Genomic DNA, 14,927 nt, shown 5'->3' with positions numbered 1-14,927 from the left:
TGCGGCAAAGTCCAGCTCTCAAGCGAGCTACGCGCGCCTCAGATCCGCTCGATCGCCATGAAGTCGTGGTAGTGGTCCTGCAGGTAGCGCAGGGTCGCGGCGCCATCGACCGGGCGGCCGTAGTGGTAGCCTTGCCCCATGCCGCAGCCGAGTGTGCGCAGCATGTCGACATCGGCCTGTTCCTCGATGCCTTCGGCAACGACTGCGAGATCCAGCCCCTGGCACATGGCGATGATGGCGCGCACGATATGTTCCGACGCGCGGTCTGAGGTGATGCGTGAGATGAAGGCGCGGTCGATCTTGACCTTGTCGAATGTGAAGTCGCGCAGCCGGCCAAGGCTGGACTGGCCGGTGCCGAAATCGTCGAGCGAAATGCGCACGCCGCTTGCTCGCAATTCCGAAATGATCCGCTGGGCGGTATCGGCCGATGTCATCACGGCTGTTTCGGTGATTTCCAGTTCCACGCGCCGCGGATCAAGCCCGACGCGCGACAGCGTCGAGAGGATGTTGCGCGATGTGCCCGGATCCATGAGCTGGGCGGAGGACAGGTTGAACGACAGGAAAAGCTCGCGCGGCCATGAAAGTGCAGCCTCTGCCGCTTTGCGCAGCAGCGTATCCGACAATGCATCGATAAAGCCGCGCTCTTCGGCCAGCGGCACAAAGACGGCAGGCGAGACGAAACCGAGATCGGCATCGCGCCAACGCGCCAAAGCTTCGAAACCCACCACCACGCCGTCGCGGATGCGCACGATCGGCTGGAAATGCACATCGACCGCATCTGTGATGATTGCGTTGCGCAGTGCCTGCTCGATCTGCGTGGCACGCTTCATTTCCTGGGCAATTTCAGTGGAATAAACAGTGATCTGGGCGCGGCCTCGGCGCTTGGATCGGTAGAGGGCCGTTTCGGCGCTCTTCAGCAGGTTTTCGAATTCCTCACCTGCGAAAGGATAGATGGCAAAACCGAAGGATGCCGAAAGGCGAACATTGCGGTCGCCCAAATCATACGGAGCGGACAGCACATCCTTCATCATCTGACCGATGCGCTCCGCCCCTACCCGCTCGAAGACAAGAGGAAGGACAAAGGCGAATTCGTCGCCATCGTGGCGTGTTACCGTCGCGCCATCGGGCATGCAGGCCTTCAGACGATGGGCAACCTGGCAGAGAATTTCGTCACCCGCCTCCGAGCCGAAAAGATCGTTGATGGGCTTGAAGCCGTCGAGATTGGCGATGCAGATGGCAAAGGGGGCCGGGTCGTCGGCGCGTTCGGCTGCAAGCAGGCGCACCTTGTCGCGCAACCGGTAGCGGTTGCCCAGGCCCGTCAACGGATCGCTGTAGGCCATGGCCTGCAACTCGTTCTGGCTGACGTGCGGCAATGGGTTGCCCGCTAGCTTCATAAAAAATCCTGCTCATCGAAACGAGCGAAGGATGAGGGACAAAGATTAAGAAACTCTGCTGATGTATCAGCTTATGCCAATATGGTCACGAAACGGGCCAGGCTTCAGCTGCTATCTCGTCTTCGTCCGAAAGCAAATACCTCTGGAATACCGCATCCAGTGCTTCCGGGCTGATCGGCTTCAGGATCACATCGTTCATGCCGGCCTCGATGCAGGCCTCGCGATCACGATCGAACGCTTGCGGCAGGACAGCGATGATCGGCACCGCCTGAACTCCGTCCTCAAGTGCACGGATCGCCGCAGACGCTTCGAAACCGGTCAGTTTCGGTAGCGTTACATCCATGAGAACAAGGCGCGGCGAATGCTCGCGCCAAAGGCGGACTGCCTCTTCGCCATCGGTCGCCAGAACGTAGCTATAGCCAAGTCCTTCGATGATCTGTGAAAAGACGATCTGATTGACTTCATTGTCCTCGGCAACGAGGACATCGATACTATCGTCCTTCGAGACCGGCGCGAACGACGGCTCGTCGATTGGCGGCAATATGATTTCATCAACGGGTTTGCGCAGTTCGGTAGCGATCCGAACCGGCAGGCCGGGCCCGAAAGTCCCTTCTTCGACACGCAGTGCCGTTACGCCATAGGCTTCGGCGATCTGCTTCAACTCGGCCGGCATACGGGCATCGATGACGACGATGTCGATGCGGACATCGGCTTCGGCCGCGAGTTGAAGAAACAGGGTGAGTTCCTCGGCGTCGGCTGCGGCTGAAACATCGGCGGCCTGGCGGGAAAGGACATCGATTGCCTCCGCCACCGTGTCTGCGAAACGGCTTACAACGAGTATCTTTGCGCCAGCGACGGCGGAGAGCGGGTCGACGGCCGAGCTCGAAACGGCGCTCCGGGTCATGTCGATCGGAACAAAGCCGGAGACCCATTCGCTCGATTGCTGCGACAGATCGGTACGGACGCCGGCGACAACCGACGACACATCCTGCTTGACGGTTACAAGATAATAACGGCCGGGCTTGCCGATCCGATACTTGTGGACGATCGTCAGTGCGGTCGAACCATCAGGGCGGGTGATGTGCTCGGGGAGCTGGATCGGGTCGCCGGTCTCATAGACATGCTGGTTGATCGGCGCAAGACGGTCTTCGAAGGCCCTGGAATTGATGTCGGAACCCTTGTGACCAAGGATCGCATCGGCGGGCAGATCGAGGAAATCGCAATTGGCCTTGTTGACCGCGACGAAGGTGGCGTTGCGGTCCTTGACGCTGATCGGGAAAGGCAGGTTGTCGAGAACTTCTTCGGTCACCTGAACGCGTTCGGTGTCGAGGCGCCACTGCTCCTCGCGCTTCTTCTGTTCGGAAACATCCTTGATGACGCAGACGCCGTAGCCGGATGGAAGACGGCGCTTGACGACACTCAGCCAGCGATCGGGACCGGGGCGCTCCAGACTTTCCGAACGCTCCTTCCATAGACCGGCAATCTGTTCGGCGACCCAATCCTCGCGATTGAGCGCACGGCGATAATTGTGGGTGTCGGCGACAAGGCGGATACCGGCATCATACATGGCAGCGAGAAGATCGCGAATACGGGTTCCCGGCACCAGCAGACGGGGCTGTACCCGTGTGATGCTCGCAATCTGCTGGCTGGCAAATACGACAAGATCGTTCCTGTCGTAAAGCAATACAGCCGCGGACAAGCCTTCGGCCAGTGCTTCCAGAATGGCAGTCTGAATGTTCGGATCCGCCGCGTCCAAATCATTCATGGATGAAACTCCGTATGCTTTCGGGACGGCTTTCGGCCACTCCCGGTCAGCCGATTCAACGTACGATCGGCAAAACTTCCTTCACGCTCGTCAATGGGAACATGCTGGCTGCAAGTCATCAACGAATGACCAGATCGTTGTGGCGGTGCCCAGCTGGCCGCCACTCCGGTCATTCGCGAAGAGCAGAGATGCTCTCCCGGATTCATCCAATTTCTCACATGAACCCTAGCCCGTTTACCTTAAGGCCGGATTAATGGCGTTTCCCATTGAGACGATTGCCGAGGATAATCCTATTGCAGCACTTTCCTCCGGCCGCAGAATCCCCGAAAATGGCGATATGTCTGTAAAGCTCCTGCCTGAAACCCTGATCAACCAGATCGCCGCCGGCGAAGTCATTGAACGGCCCGCCAGCGCGACAAAGGAATTGATCGAGAATGCGATCGACGCCGGTGCGACGCGTATCGAAATCGCCACGGCCGGCGGGGGCAAGAGCCTTGTCCGCGTCACCGATAACGGATCGGGCATGGACGCGGCAGATCTGGAACTGGCCGTACGCCGCCATTGCACCTCGAAGATCTCGACGACGCTCGAGGATATCAGCACGCTTGGTTTTCGCGGCGAAGCGCTGCCGTCGATCGGTTCCGTCGCGCGGCTGACGATCACCAGCCGCCGCCACGGCGATCCATCCGGCTCGCAGGTCTCCGTCCATGGCGGTGCTGCGATCCCGGTCAAGCCGGCGCCGGCCAATCCCGGCACGGTGGTCGAGGTGCGCGACCTGTTCTTTGCCACCCCTGCCCGGCTGAAATTCATGAAGACCGAGCGGGCGGAGGCGGCAGCGATCACCGAAGTGGTCAAGCGCATGGCCATCGCCTTCCCGCATATACGTTTCGTGCTCTCCGGTTCCGACCGCTCGACGCTGGAATTTGCCGCCACCGGTGACGACCATCTTGCCCGCATGGCACAGATCCTCGGCCCGGAATTCAAGGAGAATGCGATCGAGATCGATGCCGGGCGCGAGGATGTATCGCTGTCCGGTTTCGTCGGCGTGCCGACCTTTCACCGCGGCAACTCGGCGCATCAGTTCGCCTTCGTCAACGGCCGGCCGGTGCAGGACAAGCTGATCCTGTCGGCGATCCGTGGTGCCTATGCCGAACAGATGCCGGCGGGGCGTTATCCGGTCGCGGTTCTGTCGATCGATCTCGATCCCGCCTTCGTCGACGTCAACGTGCATCCGGCCAAGGCCGATGTGCGTTTCCGCGATCCGCAACTGGTGCGCGGGCTTATCGTCGGGGCCATCCGTCAGGCGCTGCATCGCGAAGGTGACCGTGCCTCGACCACCGGGGCCGCTGCCATGCTGCGCGCCTTCCAGCCCGGCTCTTTCCAGCAGCCTTCCGCTCAACCGGGCTTTTCCGAGGGCTCGGGTTCAGCTTTCCCGCAGCGTTCCTATTCGCATTCGGCTTCTGCGCAGGCAAGCTGGTCCGCGTCTTCTTCGCCTTCAAGACCGCTCGATCTCGATATCGCAACCGCCTATGCAGCCCGCCCGGTCCAGTCCGGTTTCGACGCCTTTGCCGCGCCGACGGCTCGCGCCGACACGAGTGCGGAAACAACCTATACGCCTGAGACAACCGCCGCCGGTTACCGGCTGGGTGCTGCCCGCGCGCAGGTCCATGAGAACTATATCGTCGCCCAAACCGAGAAAGGTCTCGTGATCGTCGACCAGCATGCGGCACATGAACGCCTGGTCTACGAGAGCCTGCGCAAGGCGCTGGAAAATGACCGCCTTGCCTCACAGGTGCTGCTGATACCCGAGATCATCGACCTCCCGGAAGAGGATTGCGACCGGCTGATGGTGCATGCAACGGAACTCGACAGGCTGGGGCTTGCGATCGAGCGTTTCGGTCCGGGCGCAGTTGCCGTGCGCGAAACGCCGGCCATGCTCGGCGAAGTGGATGCGAGCGCGCTTGTCCGCGATCTCGCCGACGAGATCGCGGAATGGAATACGGCGAGCGGCCTCAGGAATAAGCTCGAATATATTGCCGCAACGATGGCCTGCCACGGATCAGTCAGGTCCGGTCGGCGGCTGAAACCGGACGAGATGAATGCGCTTTTGCGCCAGATGGAGGCGACACCCGGCTCGGGAACCTGCAACCATGGGCGGCCGACCTATATAGAACTCAAGCTTTCTGATATAGAACGGCTGTTCGGGCGGAGTTGAGAAGCGCTCTGGTAATCGTAATTGGTTCGGGGTAGAGGGGACCGATGTTTTTTCGCAGGAGACGAGTGATGAACCGGTTTGAGGGAAGCGGCTTTCGCGAGGCCAAGATCCGCTATCTCGACGGCGACTACCAAATCCTGAGCGCCGGCTCCTACGTCACCTGCGCCTTGACCGGCGCGCATATCCCGGTCGACGAACTGCGTTATTGGAGCGTTGCAAGGCAGGAAGCCTATATCGACTGCGCAACCTCGCTCGAAGCCGAAAAACGCGCCGGCACGCTGCCGAACCAGCAGGTGGGCTGAACGATCAGCCCTTGGCCGCGCCCTCGCGCAGCCGTCTTTCGCGGAAATTCCTGAATGCCGCCTCGATCATGGTCGAAGGACCACTGGGATCGTCGAAGACCATGTCGATCTCGACGATCTTAGATCTCTCCAGCAGCGTGCGGGCCAGGCCGGAATGGCCGGCAAGGCGGGCGGCATCCTTGGCCGTAGTCGCCAGTACCAGATCCTCGCGCTCGGCATCGTCGAGCAGCGACTGGATCTCGTCCTCGGTGAAATAATGATGATCGGGAAAGGAGCGGGTCGTCGAGATCAGCCCGCCGATGGCGCGGACGGTGCGGTAGAATTTTTCCGGATCTGCTATTCCGGCATAGGCCAGCACATTCTTGCCCGACAGGCTGGCATCCGGACGCGGCTCGATCGTGGCGAAATGGATCGCTTTGCCGGCACGAGCTGCCTTGCGGACAAGCGCATCCGCAGCTTCGCCATTACCAACTTTGAGGATGGCAGAGAGCTGGTGCATCTGTTCCTTTATCGGAGCGCGAACCGGGCCACCCGGCACGAGATGGCCATTGCCGATGCCTCTTATGCTATCGATCACCACAAGAGCGAAATCCAGATGCAGGCGGGCACTTTGGAACCCGTCGTCCATGATGATCAGGTTGGCGCCTTCCGCTGCCAGCTTTCTTGCGCCATCGACCCGCTTGCGCGAAATCACCGTCATGGCCTCTGCCGCGAGAAGCAGCGCCTCGTCGCCCACCGCATCGGCCCGGTGGCGATCGCGATCGACCAGCGTGGTCACATCCAGCGAGCCGCCATAACCGCGGCTAAGGAAACCGGGTGTGTGGCCCATTGCCTTGGCAGCCCTTGCGAGCGCGATCGAGGTCGGGGTCTTGCCGGCGCCCCCAACTGTAAAATTGCCTACACAGATCACAGGTATCGGGGCAGACGCGCGCTTGGCCGTGCGCATCCTTTTACCCGCAACCGCGCCATAGATGGCCGAAAAAGGTGACAGCGCATAAGCGCGCCAATCGGCCTTTTCCCACCAGAAAGGCGGCGCTTCGGAAACCATCGCGGCTAATCCCCTACGGAAACCGCGCCGGGCGATGCGGGGGCAAAGATGACGTCGGGAAGTGCGGTAATATCGTCGAGACAATGGTCGGCAAGGGCGGAAAGCGTCTGGCGCGTCCCCGTGCCGGTCAGGACGGCGAGGTTGAGCCCGGCACCTGCGGCACGGCCCATATGCATGTCGTGATTGTTGTCACCCACCATCGCGACTTCCGCCGGCTGAAGGCCGACGGCCTTGCAGAAGGCGAGCATCATGCCCGGCTGCGGCTTGGTGCCGAAACCGCTGTCGTAACCGGCGATGAAATCCACATGTCCGGAAATGCCGAAGCTTTCGGCCATGCGGCGGATTGCCTTTTCGTTGTCGCTGGAGGCGATGCCGAGCTTCAAACCGCGTGCCTTCAAGTCCGAAAACACGGAAGGCAGATCGGCGACCGGCACCGAAAACTCGGCGGCGCGCAGGAACAGCGCATCCAGCTCACGGGTCAGGTCGTCCACGTCGAGCGGCGATCCGGCCGCGACGAAACCTTCAGCGATCTCGGCGGAATTACCGGCGGCGAGCAGGCTGTCGGCTCTGGTCTTGCCGGTGTCCGGGTCCATGCCGCCTGCGATCAGAAGAACAGGTTCAAGTGCTGCATTGCCGGCTGCGGCGATGCGGGCCGCCTCGCGGTTTACCGGTCCCCAGCTTTCGTCATAACGAATGAGCGTGCCGTCCTTGTCGAACAGGATGCCCGCGATCGCGGGGGGCGGGCTCACCGGCCGTTCCCGGCAGCGGCGACCTTAGGCTGCAGGCGGGCAGTCACGGTCAGCGGGTTGAGATAGGGTTCGAGCGCCTTGATGGTCTTGGCCAGCGCACCGCGCAGGTCTTCCATCGCATCGCTCCCGGCCTCGACCATCTTGGCGCGGGCGGGATCGGTGATCAGCAGGTAATGCACGGCCTTGGCCAGCATCTCGACATCCTTGACCACCCGCGCGCCGCCCTTGCGAACGAGATGCTGATAGGCATCCCGGAAATTCTGGATGTTCGGTCCGGTCAGTACGGCGCAGCCGATCATGGCCGGTTCCAGCGGGTTCTGGCCGCCTTCATTGGTCAGCGACCGGCCCACAAAGGCGATTTCGGTCAGGCGCAGGTAAAGCCCCATTTCGCCGATGGAATCGCCAAGGAAAATATCGGTCTCAGGCGTAAGTTCGTCATTGCGCGAACGACGGGCAACAACGAGGCCCTCTTCCTTGAGCATGGTTTCGATCGCATCAGCCCGGTCGGGATGGCGCGGCACGATGATGGTCAACTGGCCATTCTTCGGTTTCAGCGCCCGGTGAACGGTTGCTGCAGCCATTTCCTCGCCATCGAAGGTGGAGATTGCCGCCCAGGTCTTGCGGTCGCCTATCTCTGCCTTGTATTTCGCCAGCAGCAGCTCGTCGCAGGGCGGCGGATCCGTGTCACTCTTCAGGTTGCCGGAGACGATGACCGGCCATGCACCGAGGTCACGGAAGCGTTCTGCATCGAGATCGGACTGGGCGACGACGAGCGCCATCTTGTCGAACAGCGCCTCAGCCACCTTGGCGTGGTTGCTCCAGCGCGTGAAGGAGCGATCCGAAATGCGGGCATTGACCCGGATCTGCGGGATGCGGCGGCGCGCGAGTTCAGCGACGGTTGTCGGCCAGATTTCAGATTCCGCCGTAATGCAGGCATCCGGCCGCCAATAGGCGATGAAACGCTTGATCGGGAATTTAAGATCGATCGGCACATACTGATGGATGACCTCGTCGCCCAGTCGAGCGGCGACAAGGGCAGCGGAGGTGACAGTGCCGGTAGTCAGCACGACATGGATTTCGCGGCGGCGCAGTTCACGGATCAACGGCAGGATGGAAAGGGTTTCCCCGACGCTTGCCGAATGAACCCAGACCAGCGGCCCACGAGGACGCGGCTGGCTCGCATAACCCAGTCTCTCAAGTCGTCTTGAGCGGTCTTCCTTGCCTTTCATCGCCCGGCAGGCGAGATAGGGGCCGGCCAAAGGATAAAGCGCCACGCCTGCAAGGCGATAACCGGCAAGAGCCATGCGAGCCACAGCACCGCTCATAGCCCTCGCTCCATATCCCTGCCTAGCGCCATCAATACCTCACCCCTGGAGCGATAATTTAGCTCGTCTTACCTGCTTCATAAATGCGTCAAAAAAGCGAGCTTCAGGTCAAGTGCGCCTCAACCTGAAGGCCTATCATATTTCTGGCGCCTTGTGTCAGGCCTACTTGATTTCAGGATCCAGAAGGCGGTGCATGTGGACGATGAAATAGCGCATCTCGGCATTGTCGACAGTCGACTGCGCCTTTGAGCGCCAGGCGGTCAGCGCTGTTGCGTAGTCGGGATAGATGCCAACAATGTCGAGGGCAGACAAATCCTTGAACTGCACGCCGTCCAGGCTCGCAAGTTCACCGCCAAAAACCAGGTGCAGGAGCTGCTTCTTTTCGCTCGATTGCGTCATTTCCAAATCCGTCCATTTCTTGGTCAGAGCACATCCGCCTTTCTTCGAAACGCGAAACTACTCCATCTCTCTGGTTCACCGCAATTCCGGGCGCAAAACCGGTTCCCACTTTTGCTGGAATTGCTCTAGAAGCCCTTCCTCTGCGGCATTCCGTCACAAAGGTCAACCCGCTGCACCGGTCACAAGATGGGGCAGAAGCACATGGCGCGCATGGCGGGTTCCAGCCACCAGAACGCCGTGACGGACAGTTTCGCGATTGTAGATCAGGGGTTGGTCATCAAGCCCGGTCAGTGCCCCGCCTGCACGCTCCAGTATCAGGTCGGCAGCGGCCAGATCCCAGTCATGGCTGTCCTTCTTCACGATCGTCCCATCGATGCGTGCATCGGCCACCATGGCCAGCCGATAAGCGAGCGAGGGAACGTGGCTGACGCGATGGATTGCAAGCTCGGGCTGCAGCTTCTTGACGATCTTCTCGTCCGCGGCCAGCACCAGTTCGTCAACCTCCCCCTCGGATCGGACAGCGATCGGTGCGCCGTTCCTCAAAGCCGGACCTTCTGCCACGGCCTGGTATTCCTGCTGCAGCGCCGGCGCGACGAGGACGCCCGCCACCGGGCGGCCCTCGTGGACAACCGCGACGGATACACACCAGATCGGTTCTCCGGCGATGAAGGCGCGGGTGCCGTCGATCGGATCGACCACGAACAGCGTCTCACAGGCCAGCCGGGCGCTGTCGTCGTCGGTCTCTTCCGAAAGCCAGCCATAGTTCGGGCGCGCCTTCAGAAGAAGCGACTGGAGACGATCATTGGCGGCAAAGTCGGCGGCGCTGACCGGCGAGCGGCCCTCGTTCTTCCACCAGACTTCCGGCGATTGCCGGAAATAGCCGTTGGCGATCTCACCTGCCTGCCGGGCGGCATCGAGGATGAGGTCGAGATCGGCGCTCCAGTTTTTGTCGGAGGAAACCATGGCGTCAGCTTCCCGCCAGCGTCATGCCCTCGATCGCGATGGTCGGCGAAGCGACACCGTATTTGCGGTCGATATCGTTTGCCAGCGTGAGACGCATGAACATGTCCCTGAGGTTGGACGCGATCGTCACCTCGGAGACGGGGAAGGCAAGCTTGCCGTTTTCGATCCAGAAACCGCTGGCGCCGCGCGAATATTCGCCGGTGAGCATGTTTACGCCCTGGCCGATCAGTTCGGTCACATAAAGGCCGGTCCCCACCGACGCGATCAGTTCCTCCGGCGAGATATCGCCCGGTTCAAGCGCTAGGTTGGTAGAGGCCGGGGTGACGGAGTTACCGCCGCGCACGCCACGACCATTGGTCGGCAGGCCGAGTTCGCGGCCGGTGGAGGTCGACAGGAACCAGTGCTTCAGCACGCCGTCCTCGATCATCGTCATCCGCTCGCCGGAAACACCTTCGCCATCGAAGGGACGCGAGGATGAACCGCGGACGATCAGCGGGTCGTCGGTGATGTTGAGACCGGCCTTCAAAACCTGCTGGCCCATCCTGTCACGCAGGAAGCTCGTCTTGCGCGCCACGGATGAACCATTGATGGCGCCGGCGATCGTGCCTACGAAACCACGCGCCATGCGCGGATCAAAAACGACGGTGACATTGCTTGCTGTCGGCACCTGGCGCGGATTGATACGGGCAACCGCACGCTCGCCGGCGCGCCGACCGATCAGATCCGGCGCATCGAGATCGGCGTCATAAAGGCGACTGTCGAAATCGTAGTCGCGCTCCATCTTCGTGCCTTCGCCTGCAATTGCGCTGACGGATCGGCCGAAACGCGTGGCCATGTAGCTGCCGGAAAAGCCATGCGAGGTGACGAGAACCATGCCGCCCATGCCCGCAGAGGCGCCGGCGCCGGAAGAATTGGTGACGCCATTAACGGCCAATGCAGCAGCTTCGGCAGCAAGGGCTGCCTCACGCAATGCATCGGTCGGCACATCGGTCGGGTCAAAAAGGTCGAGATCCGGATAGGATTTCGCCAGTCGGTCCGCATCCGCCATGCAGACGAAGGGGTCTTCGGGAGAAACCTTCGCCATGGCGACGGCGCGTTCCGCAAGCGTCTTCATGTCGAAGCCCGGATTGGCCGACACGCTGGCAACCTTCTGGCCGACAAACACGCGCAGCGAAAAATCGTCGCTTTCCGATGATTCAGTTCCCTCGACCTTGCCGAGGCGCACCGATACGGAGCGCGAGCGCGAGCGGACCACGACTGCATCGGCCGCATCGGCGCCTGCCGCCTTCGCCAGGTCGATTAGTTCAGAAGCACGGGATAAAAGCTGGGCGGAATCAATTTCAGAGCTCATATTTGCAAGCCTTTCGTTCCTGTCCCATTTATTGTGAGCGCTTCGAAGCATCAAGTGTGCCACACCTTTTCTTGACCGGGTTGTCGCGTCTGCGAACAGCCCGACTGATTCATTCCGCCTATTCGAAAGTTTCTGCATGACCGCACCGGGCTCGCTATTCACCGAAATGTTGCTTCTGCTGGCCGGAGCGGTCATCGCCGCACCAATCTTCAAGAGGCTGGGGCTTGGAACGGTTCTCGGCTATCTGGCTGTCGGCGTCATCATCGGCCCGGTCTTCCAGCGTATCACCGATACGGAAGAGGTGCTGCATGTGGCGGAATACGGCGTCGTCTTCCTGCTCTTCGTCATAGGGCTGGAGCTCAAACCCTCGCGCTTATGGCAGATGCGCGGCGACGTGTTCGGTCTTGGTCCGGTTCAGGTTCTTTTGACCGGGCTTGCGCTTGCGGCGCTCGCCTTCGAGACCGGCATGGCGACGTGGCAGGGAAGCCTGATCGTCGGCTTCGGCCTTGCGCTATCCTCCACCGCCTTTGCATTGCAGTTGCTCAACGACGCCGGCGATATCAACAGCCGCTACGGGCAACGCTCGTTTTCAGTTCTGCTGTTCCAGGATCTGGCGATCGTGCCGCTTCTGGCGCTGATCACCGTGCTTGCGCCGGGAACGGAGGAACAGGCCGCCACGCCGTTTGTCGATTTCGCCGTTGCGATCGCGGCCATCGGCGCGATGATCATCGCCGGAAAATATCTGCTCAATCCGATGTTCCAGATCATTGCCCGCACCGGCGCGCGCGAGGTGATGATCGCGGCCGCCCTGCTCGTCGTGCTCGGATCGGCCGCGGCAATGCAGATGGTCGGCCTGTCGATGGCGATGGGGGCGTTTCTGGCCGGTGTGATGCTGGCGGAATCCTCCTATCGGCACGAGCTGGAGGCTGATATCGAGCCGTTCCGCGGCCTGCTTCTGGCACTGTTCTTCGTTGCGGTCGGCCTGTCGCTGGAACTCGAAGTGATCGTCGACAACATCCTGTTCATCATACCGGCCGTCATCGTGTTCATGGCGGTGAAGGCGTTTATCGTCTACGGGCTCTGCCGGCTCTGGGGCTCATCCCATAACGATGCGATCCAGATTGCCTTTCTGTTGCCGCAAGGCGGCGAATTCGCCTTCGTTCTGTTTACCACCGCCACCGCCGCCGGGCTTCTGTCATCCTCGACCGCCTCGCTGCTGATCGCCATCGTGACGCTTTCGATGGCGCTGACGCCGCTTGGTGCGGCACTTGCCAAGCGCCTGATGCATGGTGAGGCGCGGGAGGAACTGGACGAGGACTTTGCCGGCGCCGGCGCAGACGTGCTGATGATCGGCTTTTCCCGTTTCGGCCAGATCGCCTCGCAGATGCTGCTTGCCGGCGGCAGCGCCGTGACCGTGATCGATGATTCCGCCGATCGTATCCGCCAGGCCGCCAATTTCGGCTTCCGCATCTATTTCGGCGACGGCACCCGTCGCGACGTGCTCGTGTCATCCGGCATCGAAAAGGCCAAGATCGTCGTCGTTGCGACGCAGAAGAAGGAAACGACCAGCAGGATCGTCGAGCTTATCCAGTCCGAATTCCCCAATGTCCGGCTTTTCGCCCGTTCCTATGACCGCATCCATTCCCTGTGGCTGAGGGAAAAGGGCGTCGAATACGAATTGCGCGAAACGCTGGAATCCGGCCTGCTGTTTGGTGCCAAGACGCTGGAAGCGCTCGGCATGTCCGAAGCGCGCGCCGAGGAAATTCTTCAGGATATCCGCCGCCGCGACGAGGAGCGCCTGCAGATCCAAGCAGTCGAGGGCATTTCGGCAGGACGTGACAAGCTGTTCAACAGCCCCGTCAAGCCGGAACCGTTGATCAAGCCGAAACGCATCAGTGTTCAGGAAGACGTGGCCGACGAGGTGGAAGCGGGTCTGTCTCTGGGGAAATGGTAAGCCGGACGGCTTCAGCCCTTGGCGACGGATGCCTGAAGTGCATCCACTGCGCGCTTCAATTCATCCTTGACGTGGCTTGCCTCGTCCAGAATTTCCTGCGCTTTGAGGAAATCCAGCACGCGGAAACGGTTGACCTGCGGGCGCAGGAAGATGTGCGGCGGATTTAGCTTCAGTTTCAGCGCGATCGAAGCCTGCATGGTTAGCTGGCTGGCACCGAACAGCGCGTCGATGCGGGTCGGCGGGTGGGTGCCGTCGCCTTCCGGTGCGCCAACGACATCGACGCCGATGACAACGTCGGCAAGGTCGAGCAGCTGTTCATAGGGAACCGGATTGAATACGCCGCCGTCGATCATCACCCTTCCGTTGACCCAGACCGGCATGAACAGGCCGGGAATGGCGGCTGATGCGGCAATCGCGGTTCTGAGATCCCCCTCTTCGAGGATCACCTCGGCCTGCCCGTAATAATCGGTGGCGGAGATTTTAAGCTGGATTTTCAGGTCGGAAAAATCCTCCGGGATATCGGGAGGAAGGAAGGCATCGAGGATGGGATCGAGATTGAAATGGCCGAAGCGGAAGCCGCCCAGCTTGTCGCGCATTGAAGCCGGTCCGAGCGTCCAGAGGCGATTGAACAGCGAATTGCGGTTGCCCATCGTGCGCACCGTATAGTCGCGGATGTCGGCGCCTCGCATGCCGGACGCCATGCCGGCCCCCATGATCGCGCCGATCGAAGATCCCGAAATCGCCACCGGTTTGATGCCGAGTTCATCGAGCGCCTCGATGATACAGATATGCGAGATGCCTCTTGCTCCGCCGCCGCCGAAGGCTACGGCATAACGCAGGCCCTCCCCGCTGTTTTCAGTATCCAGATCCGGCAGGGAGAGGCGTGTGTTCATGGCGAGGTTCAGCCTGGCTGATATCGATAAAATTCGATGCGGCTATCGCCGAACATCCGGCTTTCCAGCGGTTTGAAAACTGGATCGACGACGATCTCGGCATCAATCCGCTCTTCCAGCAGAACAAGAGCACCCGCGGCCAACCAGCCGCCGGCATGCGCCGCATGGAGTGCCTTTTCACCCAGGCCCTTGCCGTAAGGTGGATCGGCGAAAATCAGGTTGAACGGCTCGATATTGCCGATCGAACCGAGGCTGGTTGCGTCCCGACGGAGAATACGCGCCCGGCCATGCAGACCGAAACTGTCGATATTCTCCCAGAGAAGGCCCCTGCCTTCGACGCTGTTTTCAACGAACAAGGCCTGCTTGCAACCGCGCGACAGGGCTTCCAGCCCCACCGCGCCGGTTCCGGCAAAAAGGTCGATCACCCGTGTACCATCGAGCGCGTCCGGATAGACGTGCCCGAGGATATTGAACAGGCTTTCGCGCGTCCGGTCGATGGTCGGCCGGATATCATTCGTCTTCGGCGTGGCCAGAGCGCGGCCGCGGAACTCACCCCCTACGATCCGCAC

13 protein-coding genes are annotated in these 14,927 nt (G+C 61.1%); 3 read left to right on the top strand and 10 right to left on the bottom strand.

The genetic code is table 11. From position 1 onward, the window contains the following. Nucleotides 1-38: 38 nt before the first annotated feature. Both MRBLMR1_RS16430 and MRBLMR1_RS16425 read right to left on the bottom strand, forming a co-directional pair. Complete coding sequence (locus tag MRBLMR1_RS16430) at nucleotides 39-1,394, bottom strand: putative bifunctional diguanylate cyclase/phosphodiesterase (RefSeq protein WP_500065292.1); 1,356 nt, start codon at nucleotides 1,392-1,394, stop codon at nucleotides 39-41. An 85-nt stretch (nucleotides 1,395-1,479) separates the two neighbouring features. Next, complete coding sequence (locus tag MRBLMR1_RS16425) at nucleotides 1,480-3,159, bottom strand: response regulator (protein WP_148142900.1); 1,680 nt, start codon at nucleotides 3,157-3,159, stop codon at nucleotides 1,480-1,482. Between the two features lie 337 nt (nucleotides 3,160-3,496). On the opposite strand from MRBLMR1_RS16425, the gene mutL reads away from it, so the two are divergent. Together mutL and MRBLMR1_RS16415 are read left to right on the top strand one after the other, a co-directional pair. After that, nucleotides 3,497-5,374 (top strand): DNA mismatch repair endonuclease MutL, encoded by a 1,878-nt coding sequence (gene mutL, locus MRBLMR1_RS16420; RefSeq protein ID WP_148142931.1) that lies wholly within the window; start codon nucleotides 3,497-3,499, stop codon nucleotides 5,372-5,374. Nucleotides 5,375-5,442: 68 nt separating this feature from the next. After that, nucleotides 5,443-5,676, top strand: a complete 234-nt coding sequence (locus MRBLMR1_RS16415) for a DUF2093 domain-containing protein (protein WP_183684976.1) — start codon at nucleotides 5,443-5,445, stop codon at nucleotides 5,674-5,676. Nucleotides 5,677-5,680: 4 nt separating this feature from the next. Here the strand turns inward: MRBLMR1_RS16415 and lpxK are convergent, their stop codons facing one another. The 6 genes from lpxK to MRBLMR1_RS16385 all read right to left on the bottom strand — a co-directional run bounded on the left by lpxK (nucleotide 5,681) and on the right by MRBLMR1_RS16385 (nucleotide 11,511). After that, nucleotides 5,681-6,724, bottom strand: coding sequence for a tetraacyldisaccharide 4'-kinase (lpxK, locus tag MRBLMR1_RS16410; RefSeq protein ID WP_148142902.1), 1,044 nt, complete (start codon nucleotides 6,722-6,724; stop codon nucleotides 5,681-5,683). Nucleotides 6,725-6,729: 5 nt separating this feature from the next. Further along, on the bottom strand, nucleotides 6,730-7,473 hold the full coding sequence (locus tag MRBLMR1_RS16405) for an HAD family hydrolase (RefSeq protein WP_148142903.1): 744 nt from the start codon (nucleotides 7,471-7,473) through the stop codon (nucleotides 6,730-6,732). Beyond that, a complete protein-coding gene (gene waaA, locus MRBLMR1_RS16400) occupies nucleotides 7,470-8,798 on the bottom strand; it encodes a lipid IV(A) 3-deoxy-D-manno-octulosonic acid transferase (RefSeq protein WP_148142904.1) in 1,329 nt (442 codons plus the stop codon). The genes MRBLMR1_RS16405 and waaA overlap by 4 nt, the downstream gene beginning before the upstream one ends. 162 nt (nucleotides 8,799-8,960) lie before the next feature. Beyond that, a complete protein-coding gene (locus MRBLMR1_RS16395) occupies nucleotides 8,961-9,197 on the bottom strand; it encodes a DUF4170 domain-containing protein (protein WP_148142905.1) in 237 nt (78 codons plus the stop codon). A 162-nt stretch (nucleotides 9,198-9,359) separates the two neighbouring features. After that, nucleotides 9,360-10,160, bottom strand: a complete 801-nt coding sequence (locus MRBLMR1_RS16390) for a 3'(2'),5'-bisphosphate nucleotidase CysQ (RefSeq protein ID WP_148142906.1) — start codon at nucleotides 10,158-10,160, stop codon at nucleotides 9,360-9,362. 4 nt (nucleotides 10,161-10,164) lie between these two features. Then, nucleotides 10,165-11,511 (bottom strand): TldD/PmbA family protein, encoded by a 1,347-nt coding sequence (locus MRBLMR1_RS16385; protein ID WP_148142907.1) that lies wholly within the window; start codon nucleotides 11,509-11,511, stop codon nucleotides 10,165-10,167. A 136-nt stretch (nucleotides 11,512-11,647) separates the two neighbouring features. Here MRBLMR1_RS16385 and MRBLMR1_RS16380 point away from each other — a divergent pair, with 136 nt between their 5' ends. Continuing rightward, nucleotides 11,648-13,465, top strand: coding sequence for a monovalent cation:proton antiporter-2 (CPA2) family protein (locus MRBLMR1_RS16380; protein WP_148142908.1), 1,818 nt, complete (start codon nucleotides 11,648-11,650; stop codon nucleotides 13,463-13,465). An 11-nt stretch (nucleotides 13,466-13,476) separates the two neighbouring features. Here the strand turns inward: MRBLMR1_RS16380 and MRBLMR1_RS16375 are convergent, their stop codons facing one another. Continuing rightward, nucleotides 13,477-14,358 (bottom strand): patatin-like phospholipase family protein, encoded by an 882-nt coding sequence (locus MRBLMR1_RS16375; protein WP_148142909.1) that lies wholly within the window; start codon nucleotides 14,356-14,358, stop codon nucleotides 13,477-13,479. An 8-nt stretch (nucleotides 14,359-14,366) separates the two neighbouring features. Further along, nucleotides 14,367-14,927 (bottom strand): 16S rRNA (guanine(966)-N(2))-methyltransferase RsmD, encoded by a 561-nt coding sequence (gene rsmD / locus MRBLMR1_RS16370; protein ID WP_148142910.1) that lies wholly within the window; start codon nucleotides 14,925-14,927, stop codon nucleotides 14,367-14,369.

Origin of the sequence: Neorhizobium sp. LMR1-1-1.1 (assembly GCF_040675795.1) — a bacterium.
Lineage (GTDB): Bacteria > Pseudomonadota > Alphaproteobacteria > Rhizobiales > Rhizobiaceae > Neorhizobium > Neorhizobium cellulosilyticum.
The sequence above is the reverse complement of the archived record's forward strand: the minus strand, read 5'-3'. Positions and strand labels throughout refer to the sequence as shown.

What these genes read in the sequence shown, in the direction of transcription:
- MRBLMR1_RS16385 (WP_148142907.1), bottom strand. Translation starts at nt 11,511, where the DNA reads ATGAGCTCTGAAATTGATTCCGCCCAGCTTTTATCCCGTGCTTCTGAA.
- MRBLMR1_RS16380 (WP_148142908.1), top strand. Translation starts at nt 11,648, where the DNA reads ATGACCGCACCGGGCTCGCTATTCACCGAAATGTTGCTTCTGCTGGCC.
- MRBLMR1_RS16430 (WP_500065292.1), bottom strand. Translation starts at nt 1,394, where the DNA reads ATGAAGCTAGCGGGCAACCCATTGCCGCACGTCAGCCAGAACGAGTTG.
- MRBLMR1_RS16395 (WP_148142905.1), bottom strand. Translation starts at nt 9,197, where the DNA reads ATGACGCAATCGAGCGAAAAGAAGCAGCTCCTGCACCTGGTTTTTGGC.
- MRBLMR1_RS16415 (WP_183684976.1), top strand. Translation starts at nt 5,443, where the DNA reads ATGAACCGGTTTGAGGGAAGCGGCTTTCGCGAGGCCAAGATCCGCTAT.
- MRBLMR1_RS16425 (WP_148142900.1), bottom strand. Translation starts at nt 3,159, where the DNA reads ATGAATGATTTGGACGCGGCGGATCCGAACATTCAGACTGCCATTCTG.
- waaA (WP_148142904.1), bottom strand. Translation starts at nt 8,798, where the DNA reads ATGAGCGGTGCTGTGGCTCGCATGGCTCTTGCCGGTTATCGCCTTGCA.
- mutL (WP_148142931.1), top strand. Translation starts at nt 3,497, where the DNA reads ATGTCTGTAAAGCTCCTGCCTGAAACCCTGATCAACCAGATCGCCGCC.
- MRBLMR1_RS16375 (WP_148142909.1), bottom strand. Translation starts at nt 14,358, where the DNA reads ATGAACACACGCCTCTCCCTGCCGGATCTGGATACTGAAAACAGCGGG.
- MRBLMR1_RS16390 (WP_148142906.1), bottom strand. Translation starts at nt 10,160, where the DNA reads ATGGTTTCCTCCGACAAAAACTGGAGCGCCGATCTCGACCTCATCCTC.
- lpxK (WP_148142902.1), bottom strand. Translation starts at nt 6,724, where the DNA reads ATGGTTTCCGAAGCGCCGCCTTTCTGGTGGGAAAAGGCCGATTGGCGC.